Genomic DNA, 14616 nt, shown 5'->3' on the forward strand with positions numbered 1-14616 from the left:
CTTTTAAATCTCTTTCTGGCTGACGCGTTTGCCGAGTTCTTCGGCAGTTTCCCGGCGTTCGCTGTAGCGGTCGACCAGGAATGAAGAAACATCGCGGGTAAGCAAGGTGAATTTGAACAGCTCTTCCATCACGTCGACCACACGCTCATAGTAAGACGACGGTTTCATGCGGCCTTCGTCGTCGAACTCCAGGAACGCCTTGGCTACCGACGACTGGTTGGGGATAGTGATCATCCGCATCCAGCGGCCCAGTATGCGCATCTGGTTGACTGCGTTGAACGATTGCGAGCCGCCGGATACTTCCATTACCGCCAGCGTCTTGCCCTGCGTCGGCCGCACCGCCCCTATAGACAATGGAATCCAGTCGATCTGCGCTTTCATGATGCCGGTCATGGCGCCGTGACGTTCGGGCGAGGTCCAGACCATGCCTTCGGCCCATTGCGCCAGCTCGCGCAGTTCCCGGACTTTGGGATGGCTGTCCGGTTCTCCATCCGGCAATGGCAAGCCGTGCGGATCGAAGATTTTGACTTCGCCGCCCATCGCTTCCAGCAGGCGGGCCGCTTCCATCGTGAGGAGGCGGCTATAGGATTTTTCGCGTAACGAACCGTATAGCAGCAGGAAACGCGGCGCGTGCGATGAACGTCCGACCTCGTCAAAGTCCGATGCAAGCGGCGTGTGAAAGAGTCCTGCGTCGACGTTCGGCAACTTAATCAGATGTTGTGACACGGCGTCCCTCCGAATTAATCACGACTTCGCCGTCTTCCTTGGTGAAGGGTCCCTTTTGCGGCAACGGCAGAATATCGAGCACCAGTTCGGATGGGCGGCACAGGCGCGTGCCGTTTGGCGTGACGACAAACGGCCGGTTGATCAGGATCGGATGCGCCAGCATCGCATCCAGCAATTGCGCGTCTGTCAGGCCTGGCGCGTCCAGTCCGAGTTCTGTATAAGGTGTGCCCTTTTGTCTGATAGCTTCACGTACCGCGAGACCGGCGTCCGAAATCAGTTTCGTAAGAATCGCCAGCGACGGCGGCTGTTTCAGGTATTCGATGACTTCAGGTTCGACACCGGTATTGCGTATGAGCGCCAGCGTATTGCGTGATGTGCCGCACTCAGGGTTGTGATAAATAGTAATGTTCATGGTTCGACTTTCTTTAAAACCGGCAGATTATCTGCCAGCGGGGAATGGTTGGCGACGCAAATAAAAAGAATAGCGCCCAGCAGGGCGATACCGATCAGCACCAGAATCGTTCCAGCGTATCCGCCCGTCAGCGAATACACCAGCGATGCCGCAAACGGCCCTGCGGCAATCGCTATCAGCACGGGGGTAGCCATGGCGCCGCTGATTGCGCCATACGTTTCGCGGCCATACAGTTCTGCCGGCAGCGTGCCGCGTACAATCGTCATCACGCCGTTGCCGATCCCGTACATGGCTGCGAATACGCCGTAAACCAGCAGCCACTCAGACGGTGCGAGTAATAATGCCAGCGCCAGCGGCAACAGCCAGATAGCAATCAATCCTACCTGGCGCGATGTGGCTTTTTTGCCGATAGTGGTTTCCAGGACACGACCTAGAACCTGCATCGGGCCAACCAGGGCGCCTATTGCCGCGGCATGGGCGGGCGATACTCCCCGTGCCTGCAATATCGAGATCAGATGTAAGGACATGGCTGAAAACACCAGAGCGTTTAGCGTGATGGCGCCGGTCACCAAATAGAATCTCGGCTCCCGCAGCACTGTGGCCAGTGTGGCCTTGGTCGCAGTTTCTGCTGCTGCCCTGGCGCCGTGATCCTGCCTGAAAACCGGCAGCAAGGCATGCAGCGGGAGGCACAACAACAGATTGGCGATTGCGTAGATCATCCAAGTATCACGCCAACCGCATTTTCCGAGCAGGAACTGCGTGAGCGGCCAAGAGACCGTGCTGGCAAAACCGCCGAACAACGTCACTAAAGTGATGGCCCTGCGATATTCAGAGCCGAAGGTTTGCGTAAGCACTGCAAACGCCGGTTGATACAGGGTGGCACTCATGGCAACGCCAATCCCCGCCCACACCAAGTACAGCTCGGTAACCGAGTCCACATGCGATAACAGTGCCAGTAACAGGGCGGCCAATGCGGAACCGGCGCCCATCAGAATACGGCCGCCAAAGCGATCGATGATGGCGCCGGCCAAAGTCGACAGAAAACCCGACACCAGCAGCGCTAACGAAAACGCGCCGACGATGACCGGCTTAGAGGTATACAATGCAGTCTGCATTGGCCCCATCAGGACGCCGTAAGCATAAAACAAAGCGCCCCATCCAATCATCTGCGTCATCCCAAAAGCGGGAATCAGCCATCCGGCGCTGCTGGCATTGTTACGCATGGCTTAACGTCCTTCGTACCAGCCTTGAGTGCGGTTTACGATACCGACAATCAACAACATGACAGGAACCTCGATCAGCACCCCGACCACGGTTGCCAGCGCGGCGCCGGACTTGAAGCCAAACAGGCTGATCGCGGCGGCAACCGCCAACTCGAAGAAGTTGGAAGCACCAATCAGCGCAGAGGGACAAGCGATAGAATGCTTTTCCCCGACAATCTTATTGAGCCAATAGGCCAGCGCAGAATTAAAGAAAACCTGTATCAGGATAGGAATCGCCAGCAGAGCAATGACCAGGGGCTGTTCGATGATCGCATTGCCCTGGAACGCAAACAACAGCACCAGGGTCAACAACAGAGCCGAGATCGACCACGGCTGGATGCGTTCCATCAGCTTGTCGAAACTGGCCTGGCCGCGCCGCAGCAAGGATTTGCGCCAAACTTGGGCAATGATCACGGGCACTACGATGTACAACATTACCGAAGTCAGTAGCGTGGCCCAGGGCACCGTAATGCTCGATACGCCCAACAAGAGAGCCACCAGCGGCGCAAATGCGAACACCATGATCAGATCGTTCAGCGCGACCTGCGACAGTGTGAAATAAGGATCGCCACCGGTGAGCCGGCTCCAGACAAACACCATGGCAGTGCAAGGCGCGGCAGCCAGCAGGATCAGTCCGGCCACATAAGAATCCAACTGTTCGGCGGGCAGGTACGGCGCGAACCAGTGCCGGATGAACACCCAGGCAAGCAACGCCATCGAGAACGGCTTGACCGCCCAATTGATGAACAAGGTCACGCCTATGCCGCGCACATGTCCCTTGACCTGATTCCAGGCGGAGAAGTCGATCTTCAGCAACATCGGAATGATCATCACCCAAATGAGGATGCCGACCGGCAGGTTCACTTTAGCAATTTCCAACGAGCCTATCGCTTGCACCCCGACCGGGAAAAGCTGCCCAAGAAAAATACCGACAACGATACATAGCGCTACCCAGACAGTCAGATAGCGCTCAAAAAAATTCATGGATACGCCTGCGGCGCGTCTACCGGTAACTTCGCATTGGACAGACATAATAATTCTCGAATAAAAACAGGATTGAGGTTGATCAGATCGATGTCTTTACATCAGACTTTGCTCTGGCCAATAGCATCCATTTCGCGTTTGATCGCATTCTTTTCCAGCATGTGCAGAGGCAAGCTGACAAAGACGTTGATGCGCGCCATGATTTGGCGGAACACCTTATGGAATACTTCACGCTTATATTCGTCGGCGCCAGTGGCGAGCGCCGGGTCCTCAAATCCCCAGTGCGCCGACAACGGATGGCCTGGCCAATATGGACAAGTTTCGCCTGCTGCGTTATCGCACACAGTAATGATGAAATCCATCTGCGGCGCATCGGCAGCGGCAAATTCATCCCAGCTTTTACTACGCAGGTTTTCCAGCGGATAGTCGGTATGCGAGATCTGTTCGATGGCAAAAGGATTGACGCTGCCGCCTGGGCGGCTGCCGGCAGAGAAACCACGGAACCGGCCTTTTCCCATGGTGACTACCAATGCTTCAGCCATGATGCTGCGCGCCGAATTACCCGTGCAAAGAAAAAGCACGTTATATACTTTATCGCTCATGGGGCTACCTATGTTGAATTACCAGGTTCCGAAAAAATGCATCTGGCGCGGGTGACCCGTATCATCGCTTCAGCAACACTTTCCAGCTGCCGCCGCTGGCTTCGCATGCGCGTCGCCGAACACGGGAATGGTATCGAGCGTGCGGAAGGTCTCCCATGCAATCCCCTGTGGATCGGTCACCCAGTATTTGTCTGATTTGGCGTAGCAACAGGAAACATTTTCTTCCTTCGCCACATCAGGCTGAAGCGACTCCAGGCGCGACTGCATCTCATCCAGTTCGCTATCGGATTCGACCTGGATGCCCAGATGGTTCAGGCCAGATTGCGCGCCGCGCCGCGAGATTGCGAAATTCACGCGGGGATCGTCCAGCATCCATTTCGCGTAATCGGTCTTTTGCAGTGTGGGTTCATTCGCAAACATCGATGAATAAAAGCGGATGCTGTCTGCCAGGTTATCGACAGCGACATGGACATGCAGGCGTTTCATGACGAGGCTCCTTCGGTGGTGGCACAGGCAGGACTGCAAGTGGGCATGCAGGGGTTACCCCCGCAACAATTTTCGGTAAGAAATGCCAATAATTCATTCATGGTGGCGAAGTTGGCGGAGTAGATAACGAAGCGGCCTTCGTTACGCGACGCCACCATATCGGCATGAAAAAGCTCCTTCATATGGAACGACACGGAGGAAGGCGAGATGCCCGTAATCTCCCCGATTTTTCCGGCCGGCAGCCCCTCGGGCCCGGCCTGCACCAATGCACGGAAGATCGCCAGGCGGGAATCCTGGGCAAGCGCCGCAAGGGCGGTGACGACTGATTTCGTTTTCATATTTCAATGATAGTTGAAATATTGAATAAATCAAGGGTTTTCTGCCATCCCACAAACAAACGGGCCCTGCCCGTCTGCTTGGCCCTATATCGGGCTAGGATGCAGCAACATGCTTTTCGATATTCTTCATCTGCTCGTCCCAGCCGCCGCTGTTCATGCTGAACGCTTCCTGGCGCCGCTCGGCTGGGATATTGTCAAATCCGGATTCGACCACGCGCAGAAAAGTGCCCTCCTCGACCGCCGTCAGTTCGAACACCACCAGCGTGGTCGGCTCCTGCGAATAGTCGACCGCGCTATCAACCGCATAGGGATGCCAGCGGAAAGAGAGCAAGCTTTCCGGCTCCACGCGGTCGATCACCACGTTCCAGGCCAGGTGTTCATAGCCGGGATAAGTGATCTGCCCCTGCACGGCCTGGCCGGCGGCGAAGGTTTTTCCCTTCAGCGCCACGCCGAACCAGTGGCCGAATTCCTCGGCATTCGATAACGCGCGCCATACCCGCGAGCGGGCGGCCTTGAGCACAATCTCTTTTTCAATCCGATCCGTAGATTTGTTTTTATCCATGTGTCACCTCCTGTCTGCATATTAGTCCAAGCCAGGAAAGTGCAGCCATAAAGTGACATGTATTTCTCAACCGGCGTCGTCTTTTTCGCAGGCAAAAAAAACCCGCCTGACCTTGCGGTAGCGGGTTGAATCCAAACCTTAGGAGGTGTTGGAGGAGACAGGTGTAACTATATGGCAGCGCAGCATCGATGTCTGCTTTATTATTTGTATAACAGTTATAGATAAATCACATATCTGCTGCACTGCATTAAATCGGTCCGCGATCAATCCGCTTGCTGAGGATGATCGAAGTCGATGTGTGGCGCACCCCTTCCATGGCGCCGATCTGGTCCAAAAGGCGGTCCAGTTCATCGGTCGACTGGCAGCGCAGGGTCAGCATGTAGTCGATCACACCGCTCACCGCGCACAAGGTTTCCACCTGCGACATCTGCTGCAGCTGCTGGACCAATGATGGTGCATTGCGGGAATCAATCGAGATGCCGACGTAAGCACGCACTGCGGGCTGGTACAGCCCGAGGTCGAGGCGCACGCCGTAGCCGGCGATCACACCCTTCTTTTCCATCGCCGCCAGCCGCGCTATCGCGGTCGTCCTGGCAATGCCGACGCGCTTGGCGACGGTAGCCATGGACAGGCGCGCATCATCCATCAGCAGGGCCAGGATTTTGTGGTCAACTTCGTCGAGTTTCTCTCTCATCGCGACAATCCATCTTCAATATTCGTCAATATGTATCGTTATTATACATTTTGACGACTATTTACACTCTATTATCTGACTTCGCTTGAATTTACAATGGTTGCAGCAGAAAAGACAACATTGATTAAAACACTAACGCGAGCGACGACATGACCACCAAACTGATCCTTCTGGGCGCCGGCAAAATCGGCGACGCCATCCTCAACCTGCTGTCCCATACCGGCGACTATATCCTGACCGTGGCCGACCGCGATCCACAGCGGCTGGAATACGTGAAGCAGGCGGGTTTCCCCAACGTCACCACGATCCTGGCGGACATCTCGCACGCGCCGACCGTGACCAAGCTGATCAGCGGCCACGATGTCACGCTGTCGGCCTGCCCGTATTTCCTGACGCCGGTCATCGCCGCCGCCGCAAAAGCCGCGAAGTCGCACTATTTCGACCTGACCGAAGATGTCGAAAGCACCCGCTTCGTCAAATCGCTGGCGCTCGATTCGGACACGGCATTCGTGCCGCAATGCGGCCTGGCGCCGGGTTTCATTTCGATCGTGGCGAACGATGTGGCGAGCCGTTTCGAACAGCTGCATGACGTCAAGATGCGCGTCGGCGCGCTGCCGACCTTCCCTAGCAATGCGCTCAAGTACAACCTGACCTGGAGCACCGACGGCCTGATCAACGAATACTGCAATCCTTGCGAAGCAATCGTCGACGGCGTGCTGCGCGAGACTTCGCCGCTGGAAGAGCTGGAACACTTCTCGCTCGACGGCGTCGACTACGAAGCGTTCAACACCTCGGGCGGCCTCGGCACCTTGTGCGAAAGCCTGCGCGACCGGGTGCAGAACCTGGACTACAAGACCGTGCGTTATCCCGGCCATCGCGACATCATCAAGATCCTGGTGCGCGACCTGCAGTTGGGCAAACTGGAACGCCGTCCGATCCTGAAGGAAGTGCTGGAAACCTCGATCCCGATCACCAAGCAGGACGTGGTGCTGACCTTCGTCAGCGTCAGCGGCATGCGCGACGGCCGTCTTGAGCAGGAAACCTATGCCCAGAAGACCTATAGCCAGCACGTCAACGGCCAGTTGCTGTCGGCGATCCAGCTGACTACCGCGGCCGGCATCTGCGCCATGGTCGACCTGGTTGTTACGGGCGTATTGCCGCAAAGCGGTTTTGTGCGGCAAGAGCAAGTTACGCTGGCCGATTTCCTGGCCAACCGTTTCGGCCAGTTCTACGCCGGCCACGCTCCTGCCCACGGCGGTTTTGCACCGGCCAGCAATACCGATTTCAATAAACTGAAAGCGGTTGCCTAAACGCACGGCACGAAGTTCTCGGCAAAACGGCCTGTATCGCTCGCAAGAGTTATACAGGCCGTTTGTTTTATCGCTGGCGGACCGCGGCAGCGGCGATGTCGTTAAAACGCTTTGCGTACCCCTGCCGAAAATACATTGTTGACCAGTCCGCCCTTGCCGAACTGCGCATCGTAATTGCCGTACCACCTCCAATTGCTGGCAAACACGCTGGAGACGCCAATCCCGGCCCAGCCGCTGTTGCGCGCCAGGCCGATGCCCTGCACCGAAAAACCGGCAGCCGGCGCGCCCACGAAAGCCGCGTTGAAATCCAGCTTGCCGTCCTTGAAGCCGTGCTGCCAGGCCGCGTAGGCCTGTACGTTGCTATGGCCGCCCAGCCAGTCGAAGCCGGCGTCGCCGCGCAAGCCAAGCACGCCCGCAGTCTGGTGGTAGCTGCTGCTGCCGGCAGTGAGGCCGAAGGGGCTGCCGGTTTCGGTAAACGCACCGCGCTTGAGGCGGTCGTAGCTGATGCCGGCAAACGGCGTCAAGGTCGATGTCGCCGACAGTTTGCGCACGTAGCCGGTTTCGGCATAGGCTGAAATCATGCTGTCGGTATGGTTGGCGGACAGGCTGTCGACCTCGCTGCCGAGGATCACGCTGCGATTGATCTTGCTGGTTACGCGGGCGATGCCGGCGCGGCCGGAGACGTAGATGCCGTCATGGCTGAGCGCATAGCGGCCATACAGGGACAAGCCGGTATCCTGGCTGTTCGCAGCGCCGCCGAAACGGTCGAAGCTGGCTTTGCTTTCCGAATAGGACAGCGCGGCGCCGATGATCGCCTTGTCGTTCAGGTGCGTATCGAAACCGAACTGGCCGCCCCAGGTCGAGGTATCGGCCGAGGAATAGCCGGACTGGCCGAGCTTGCCGGTGGCGCCGATCACACTGGCCCACAAGCCCGCCTTGGCGCCGCCCGCAACCGGATTAGCCAGTAGCGACAGACGGTTCGACAAATCACGGTTGATGGCTTGCGACTGCTGGAAGGTCAGCGCCTGCGACGAGGCATAGATCTGTCCCGACAAACTGTCCAGCACCTGCGCTGCGGCAGCGATATCCGCCGTGCGCTGCAGCGCCGCGGCGCTGTTCAGGAAGGCGCTGTTGTTGCCGCCAGTGTTACCGCTGGCAGCCATGGCGTCGGCCGCCTTGAGGCCGGTCTCGACGTTGGCGGCGCTGTTGGTGCGTGTAGGGTCAGCAGCAAACGCTTGCGCTGCAACCGCCTTGACGTCGTTGCGTGCAATGCTCAAGTCAACTTCATTGGCGGTATAAGCCAGCGTCGCGTTCAAGAAGGTGCCTGGGTTGAAAACCGTACCGTCGTGTTCGAACGACACATCCTGGAACACGCCGGATACGCCGCTGGCAGCGGTCAACACCTTACCTTTGACACCGACCAGCTGCGCCACGTAGCCGGACGGATCGCTGCTGCCGGCAGGCGTGGTCGCCACCAGGTGCGAATTGCCGAGCGTGGCGCTGCCGCCTACGGTCAGGGTTGAATTGAACTGGTTGGCCAGCACCGCGCTGGCGGTGGCCGTGTAGTTGCCGGCAATCGTCATGCCGCCGCCGGTATTGCTGAGACGGCCGCTGTTGGAGACGCTGCCGCCGATGCGGCCGCCGTCGCCGGACAGCACGCCGGCGCTGTCGATGGTGACTGCGGAAGCAACTGATCCGGTGACGTTCAGCGTGCCTTTCGCGATTTCATTGGCGCCGCTGTATGTGTTGTTGCCGGACAGGGTCAGCGTGCCGCTGCCGTCTTTCAGCAGACCGGCATTGCCGCCAATGTTATTGGCGAAGGTTGCGCTGACGGAATCGAAACTGGCGACGAAGTTGCCGCCCAAGGTCAGCCTGGTATCGAACAAGGCTGGGCCGTTGGCGGCTTTGCTGGCGTTCAGCAGACCCCAGCCATAAGTAGCTGTATCGCCCATGCTGGTTGCCGTGGACAAAATGGTTTGCCGGATCTGGTCGGCATTCATCCAGGGATAGGATTGCTGCACCAGGGCAGCCGCGCCGGTTACCGCCGGCGCCGCGAACGAGGTGCCGTAGACCCGGCGGCCTGCCGTGGCCGAGATAAAATCGCCAGGCGCCGCCAGGCACCAGTTGGCGGCCTCGCCGCAGCGGTTCGAATAACTGGAAATCACCCCCGGCGTGGTGTCGCTGCTGCTGTATCCCTGAGCGCCGCCGGCGGCATTCACCGCCACCACCGCCAGCCAGCCTTTTTGCAGGTCGGGATACAGGGCCGGCAAGCCCGCCGTCAGGCTGGGATGGGCGCTGCCATCGTTGCCCGCGGCCCAGATGAACAAGCTGCCCTTGCTCACGAAAGGCTGATAGATATTGTAGAAAGTCGGGCCGTTGCCGCCGGGCGTTGCGATCGAACCGAAGGTGTTCGACTGGTTAAAGATACGTGCACCCTTGTTGAACAAGTCCTGGTAAACCGAGGCATTCAAAGTGACGCTTTCACCACCGATGCCGACCGCGGCGCCCAGCATATTGACCGCCGGCGCCACGCCGTAGCTGCTGCCGCCCAGCGCTTCCGCCGCTTCGCTGCCATGGCTGTCGCCGGCGCTGCCGCTGGAATACACGGTCTTGCTGAGGCGTCCGCCAAATTCCGGATCGCTGACATTAAAATCCGTGTCGACCACCGCCACCGTCACGCCGGCTCCGGTGACGCCGCGCGCATGGGCGGCGCCGGCATTGCTCGGATCGTTGGGGTTGAGCGCGGAGGTCGCGCTGCTGGTCGAGACCGGCGGCGCGCTGCCTGACCCGGAAGAGCCGCCGCCACCGCCGCCGCACGCAGAGAGCATGGTGATCGCCGCGGCTGACACAACAGATAAGGGGAGGCGGCTTGCGGGTTCTCGGTTCATAGGTTCATTCGGAGGTTTAACTTGCGGCAAACGCCTGGCGAGGGTTGCCCGTAGTCGTTCTTGCGTCAAATTGCTTGGTCAAAAAGAGCATGCACAATACCTCCGGCCGCTGGCCGATACAATGCAAGGCTGCCATTAAATGCTAAAAAAATGAGCAGATATTTGATGGAATTGATGATTAATAGCAAGTAGTTGTCAACAAATGACGGCAGATGAACAACTAAATATCATTTGCGCAACATTAACCGGGGAAGATTTTGAAAAACAAAAAGCCTGCTCAAAAGCAGGCTTTTTCTCAGTTGACGGCGGCCTGCTTATGCAAGAAGCAGCGGTTCGATTTCCACCAGCCTCCCGTCGCCGCACCGGCTGACATGCTAAGCGCTTAAGGCTGCTTTCCAGGCTTGCACCTGCCCAAAGAAACGGCCGGTATCCAGCACTTCGATGTGCGCTCCGCGTTGCAGCACAAAGGTAGGAAATCCCTGGCCGCCGACGCGTGCAAGCAAAGCTCGGCTGGCGGCTATATGGGCTTGCGTGGCGGCGCCGTCCAGCTCGGCGAACTTGCCGTCGAACAGCGCAGGATCAAGACCGATCTGCGGCGCCAGCGCATGCAGCACAGCCGCTTCGGCAACCCGCAAGCCTTGCACATAGTGCGCCGCCTGTATCCGCGCCAGCATGGCCGATCCCTGTCCGGCAATTGCATCGGCAGCCAGCACCGCGGTAGTCGGCGGTGCGGAATCGAAGATCGCGCTAGTGTCCAGCAGCAGGCCGTTGAAGTAGTCGTCGCCAAACGGCTGGCCGGTCATGGCCGCGATACGCTGGTCGTGCTGCATCACGTAGTTGCGCAACTGCGCGCTGACCTGCTTGCGATTGCTGCCGGTCATCATGCCGCCGCCGTGCAGCTCGATGTGCAGCCCGGCGACCTCGCGCGCGGCCTGCAGCAAAGGCGCCGCGCCGTAACACCAGCCGCACAGCGGATCGTAGATGTAATGCAGCACGGTGCCCTGCGTCGCAGCCGGCGCCGCTGCAGCCGTGCTTTCAACCGCACCGGGCAGCGCGCAGCTGCCATCGTCGCAATCGTCGCCGGTTACCATTTCATTTCACCTTTGCTGACCTTGGCGCCCAGTTCCAGCGACGATACGCCGCCCAGGTTCGGGTAATGCTTTTTCATCGCATCAATCAAGGCGGCGGAATCCTTGGCCTTGACGGTTTCCGCTTCATAGGTCTTCAGATAGTCCTTGGTGAACCGTACCGATTCGATGGTTTGCGGTGCGCCGGCGCTGAAATGGCCTGGCACCACGATCTTCGGATGCAAGGACGAAATCTTGTCGAGCATCTTGATCCATTGCTGGCGCGAAGCCAGGGTCTGGGTATCGGCGGTCCATACATGTTCATTGCCGACCACCAGCACGCCGCCAACCACTGCCTTCAACGATGGAATCCAGACAAACGTGCGGTCCGGACTGGCGCCGTCAAGGCCGATCACTTCCAGCTTGCGGCCTTCCAGGGTCAGCGTGTTGCCTTGCAGCGGTTCCGGCACGATCAGTTGCGTGGGCGCGTTGGTGCCCAGCTTGGGGCCCCAGAACGCCAGCTTGTCCTGCATGGTGGCCTTGATGTGGGCGATCACCGGCGCCGGCGCCACTATCTTGGCGTCCGGATAGGCTTCCTTCAGCACTTCCAGGCCAAAGTAATAGTCAGGATCGCCATGGCTGATGTAGATGGTGGTCAGCTTCTTGCCGCTGTCCTGGATCTTTTTGAGCAGCTGGCCGGCGTTGGCGCGGTCGAACTGGGCATCGATGACGATGGCGTCGGTGCTGCCGGTAATCAGTTCGGAAGATACCGGGAACATGCCGTTGGCGCCCGGATTGAAGACTTCCAGCTTCAAGGGTTGCGGCGCCGCGGCTGCCGAACCGGCGATCATCAGGCCTGCGGCAGTTGCCAGCAGCGAACGGAACAAGGTGCGTGTAAACATCGAGATCTCCAGGGTGATAAGAAAGAAACATCATCATAGTTGACTAAAATGAGGCGAAAAACCCCATAATAGCGTCCAGTTAGTTGCATAAATCGACCTAATAGGTTAAACGCCATGGACAGACTGGTTGCAATGCAGGTATTCGTCGAGGTCGCGGACCGCGGCAGCCTGACCGCCGCCGCCGACAAGCTCGACATGTCACGCGCCATGGTGTCGCGCTACCTGGCCGAACTCGAGGAATGGGTAGGCGCCCGTCTGTTCCATCGCACCACACGCAAGCTGAGCCTGACCTCAGCCGGCAGCGACACCCTGCCGCGTTGCCGCCAGATGCTGGACATGGCCGGCGAGATCCAGGCTTCCGCCGCCACGCCCCAGCATACTCCGCGCGGCACGCTGCGCCTGACTTGCAGCATGTCGCTCGGCCAGGCTTACCTGGCGCCGCTGCTGGCGCGTTTCCTGAAACGCTATCCGGGCACCGCGATCGACATGCTGCTGGTTGACCGCGCAGTCAACCTGGTCGAAGAACGAGTGGACCTGGCGATCCGCATCACCAACGCGCTTGACCCCAACCTGATTGCGCGCAAGTTGGCGGTGTGCCGCTCGGTGGTGTGCGCCTCGCCAGCCTACCTTGACGAACACGGCACGCCAAAAACCGCGGAGGACCTGGCGCTGCACAACTGCCTGACCTACTCCTATTTCGGCAAGAGCTTGTGGGAATTCGAGAAAGACGGCGCGCCGGTGACAGTGCCGGTGGGCGGCAACATGAGCGCCAACGAATCGTCGGTATTGCTGGAAGCGGCTGTCGCCGGCGCCGGCATCAGCTTGCAGCCGGTGTATGCGGCCACAGGATTGCTGCGTAGTGGTAAACTACGCGCGCTGCTTGGAGAATACCAACCGCGCGAAATGAGCATTTACGGCGTGTACGCATCGCGCCGCCAAATGCCTGCCATCCTGCGCGCCATGCTCGATTTCCTGGTCGAGGAATTCAGCGCAGACACAGACTGGGCGACACCAGTCGCTTAAATCAAGCAAAGAATCAAGCAAATCCGTCCGTGACACCCGTAAGGCAGCCACTGCCCGCGCGTTAGCCAATGCTTTCAGTCGTCACAGCTTTACCTAGTAAAAAAAATGCAAAAAATCTCGACGCTTACCCGTAATACCTTGATGTTCCCGCTGGCTCTGGTGCTGTTCGAGTTTTCGGTCTACATCGCCAACGACATGATCCAGCCGGGCATGCTGACGGTGACCCGCGAATTCGGCGCCAGCGCAGCCTGGATGGCGTCCGCCATGACTGCCTTCCTGGTCGGCGGCGCCGTGTTCCAATGGCTGTTCGGGCCGCTCTCGGACCGCATTGGCCGCCGCCCCGTCATGCTGGGCGGCACCGTCTTTTTCATCCTGTCCTGCCTGGCGACGCTGTTCTCGCAAAGCATTGAGAGCTTCATCGTCCTGCGCGTGCTGCAAGGCGTGGGCCTGTGTTTCATTTCTTCGGTCGGCTACGCCGTGGTGCAGGAAGCATTTGAAGAAAAGGCCGCGATACGCGTTACCGCGCTGATGGCCAATGTCGCCTTGATTGCGCCGCTGATCGGCCCCGTGGCGGGCGCTTTCATGATTGAAATCCTGCCTTGGCGCATGGTGTTTGTATTCATCGCCGCCATTGCCACCATATCCCTGGTCGGCCTGTGGCGGCACATGCCGGAAACCGTCAAGCAGCGCAAAGAGAAACTGCCGCTGGTGCAGATCTGGCACGACTACCGCGCGGTGGTCGGCAACCGTCATTTCCTGAAGGCGGCAATGTGCATGCCCTTGCTGGCGATTCCGCTGATCGGCTGGATCGCCATGTCGCCGGAGATCCTGGTGGCCGACGGCCACCTGAGCGTGATCGAATACGGTTACTGGCAGATCCCGGTGTTCGGCTGCCTGATCGCCGGCAACCTGGTGCTGGCGCGCCAGGTCGACCGCTGGCGCCTGGGCAGTTCGATCAAGATCGCGCTGTATCCGATTGCCCTGGGCGTGCTGATCATGCTGTTCGGCGCGGCTTTCCTCGACACGCCTTACTTCCTGGTGGCGGCGATCAGCGTGATTGCTTTTGGCGAAGGCTTGTCGGCGGCAGTCATGATCCGTTTCACGCTGACCGAAAGCGCAGTCTCGAAGGCCACCGTGGCGGCCACCATGGGCATGATCAACATGACCTTGTACGGCGTCGGCATCGAACTGTACAAGGTGTTTTACCAATATGCGGGCATGATGGGTTTTGCGCTGTTCTCGCTGGCGGTGATTGCGTTGTACTGGTACCTGTCGCGCAGTGTGGTGGCGCGCGCCATGCTGGCCCGGGTGACCGGGCATGAAGAGAAAGACGGGCCGCTGATCTGATGGATCTGCTGCT

Annotated in this window: 16 protein-coding genes; 4 read left to right on the forward strand and 12 right to left on the reverse strand. The window is 58.9% G+C overall.

Annotated elements, in window-relative coordinates; all coding sequences use genetic code 11:
• Positions 1–3: 3 nt before the first annotated feature.
• The 9 genes from arsH to CFU_RS16525 form a co-directional block, all read right to left on the reverse strand.
• Positions 4–726 carry an arsenical resistance protein ArsH gene (gene arsH, locus CFU_RS16485; RefSeq protein ID WP_014007170.1) on the reverse strand — a complete coding sequence of 241 codons (723 nt, stop codon included), beginning with the start codon at positions 724–726 and terminating at the stop codon, positions 4–6.
• Positions 707–1138, reverse strand: a complete 432-nt coding sequence (arsC, locus tag CFU_RS16490; protein ID WP_014007171.1) for an arsenate reductase (glutaredoxin) — start codon at positions 1136–1138, stop codon at positions 707–709. The genes arsH and arsC overlap by 20 nt, the downstream gene beginning before the upstream one ends.
• Positions 1135–2361 (reverse strand): MFS transporter, encoded by a 1227-nt coding sequence (locus tag CFU_RS16495; RefSeq protein ID WP_014007172.1) that lies wholly within the window; start codon positions 2359–2361, stop codon positions 1135–1137. Before CFU_RS16495 ends, arsC begins: the two co-directional genes overlap by 4 nt.
• A gap of 3 nt (positions 2362–2364) precedes the next feature.
• Positions 2365–3432: an ACR3 family arsenite efflux transporter gene (arsB, locus tag CFU_RS16500; protein WP_014007173.1), complete on the reverse strand. Its 1068-nt coding sequence runs from the start codon at positions 3430–3432 to the stop codon at positions 2365–2367.
• 53 nt (positions 3433–3485) lie between these two features.
• Positions 3486–3986, reverse strand: coding sequence for an arsenate reductase ArsC (locus CFU_RS16505; protein WP_014007174.1), 501 nt, complete (start codon positions 3984–3986; stop codon positions 3486–3488).
• A 69-nt stretch (positions 3987–4055) separates the two neighbouring features.
• Positions 4056–4472, reverse strand: a complete 417-nt coding sequence (locus CFU_RS16510) for an ArsI/CadI family heavy metal resistance metalloenzyme (protein ID WP_050808622.1) — start codon at positions 4470–4472, stop codon at positions 4056–4058.
• Positions 4469–4810: an ArsR/SmtB family transcription factor gene (locus CFU_RS16515; protein WP_014007176.1), complete on the reverse strand. Its 342-nt coding sequence runs from the start codon at positions 4808–4810 to the stop codon at positions 4469–4471. Before CFU_RS16515 ends, CFU_RS16510 begins: the two co-directional genes overlap by 4 nt.
• Positions 4811–4904: 94 nt before the next feature.
• Positions 4905–5372 carry an SRPBCC family protein gene (locus tag CFU_RS16520; protein WP_014007177.1) on the reverse strand — a complete coding sequence of 156 codons (468 nt, stop codon included), beginning with the start codon at positions 5370–5372 and terminating at the stop codon, positions 4905–4907.
• A gap of 247 nt (positions 5373–5619) precedes the next feature.
• Positions 5620–6066 (reverse strand): Lrp/AsnC family transcriptional regulator, encoded by a 447-nt coding sequence (locus tag CFU_RS16525; protein ID WP_014007178.1) that lies wholly within the window; start codon positions 6064–6066, stop codon positions 5620–5622.
• 149 nt (positions 6067–6215) lie between these two features.
• Here CFU_RS16525 and CFU_RS16530 point away from each other — a divergent pair, with 149 nt between their 5' ends.
• Positions 6216–7376, forward strand: a complete 1161-nt coding sequence (locus tag CFU_RS16530) for a saccharopine dehydrogenase family protein (protein WP_014007179.1) — start codon at positions 6216–6218, stop codon at positions 7374–7376.
• Positions 7377–7477: 101 nt separating this feature from the next.
• Here CFU_RS16530 and CFU_RS16535 read toward each other — a convergent pair whose 3' ends face one another.
• Positions 7478–10204, reverse strand: coding sequence for an autotransporter serine protease (locus CFU_RS16535; protein WP_238531326.1), 2727 nt, complete (start codon positions 10202–10204; stop codon positions 7478–7480).
• A gap of 262 nt (positions 10205–10466) precedes the next feature.
• Here CFU_RS16535 and CFU_RS24930 point away from each other — a divergent pair, with 262 nt between their 5' ends.
• Positions 10467–10634, forward strand: coding sequence for a hypothetical protein (locus CFU_RS24930; RefSeq protein WP_190275166.1), 168 nt, complete (start codon positions 10467–10469; stop codon positions 10632–10634).
• 4 nt (positions 10635–10638) lie between these two features.
• On the opposite strand, the gene CFU_RS16540 is transcribed toward CFU_RS24930, so the two are convergent.
• Entirely contained in the window at positions 10639–11355 is a 717-nt protein-coding gene (locus tag CFU_RS16540) for a DsbA family protein (RefSeq protein ID WP_014007181.1), read from the reverse strand.
• Entirely contained in the window at positions 11349–12233 is an 885-nt protein-coding gene (locus CFU_RS16545; protein WP_014007182.1) for an MBL fold metallo-hydrolase, read from the reverse strand. The genes CFU_RS16540 and CFU_RS16545 overlap by 7 nt, the downstream gene beginning before the upstream one ends.
• A gap of 114 nt (positions 12234–12347) precedes the next feature.
• Between CFU_RS16545 and CFU_RS16550 the strand changes: the two genes are divergently transcribed.
• Positions 12348–13256, forward strand: a complete 909-nt coding sequence (locus CFU_RS16550) for a LysR family transcriptional regulator (RefSeq protein WP_014007183.1) — start codon at positions 12348–12350, stop codon at positions 13254–13256.
• Between the two features lie 105 nt (positions 13257–13361).
• Entirely contained in the window at positions 13362–14603 is a 1242-nt protein-coding gene (locus CFU_RS16555; protein WP_050808623.1) for an MFS transporter, read from the forward strand.
• Positions 14604–14616 lie beyond the last annotated feature (13 nt).

The sequence above is a fragment of the Collimonas fungivorans Ter331 genome (genome assembly GCF_000221045.1).
Lineage (GTDB): Bacteria > Pseudomonadota > Gammaproteobacteria > Burkholderiales > Burkholderiaceae_D > Collimonas > Collimonas fungivorans_A.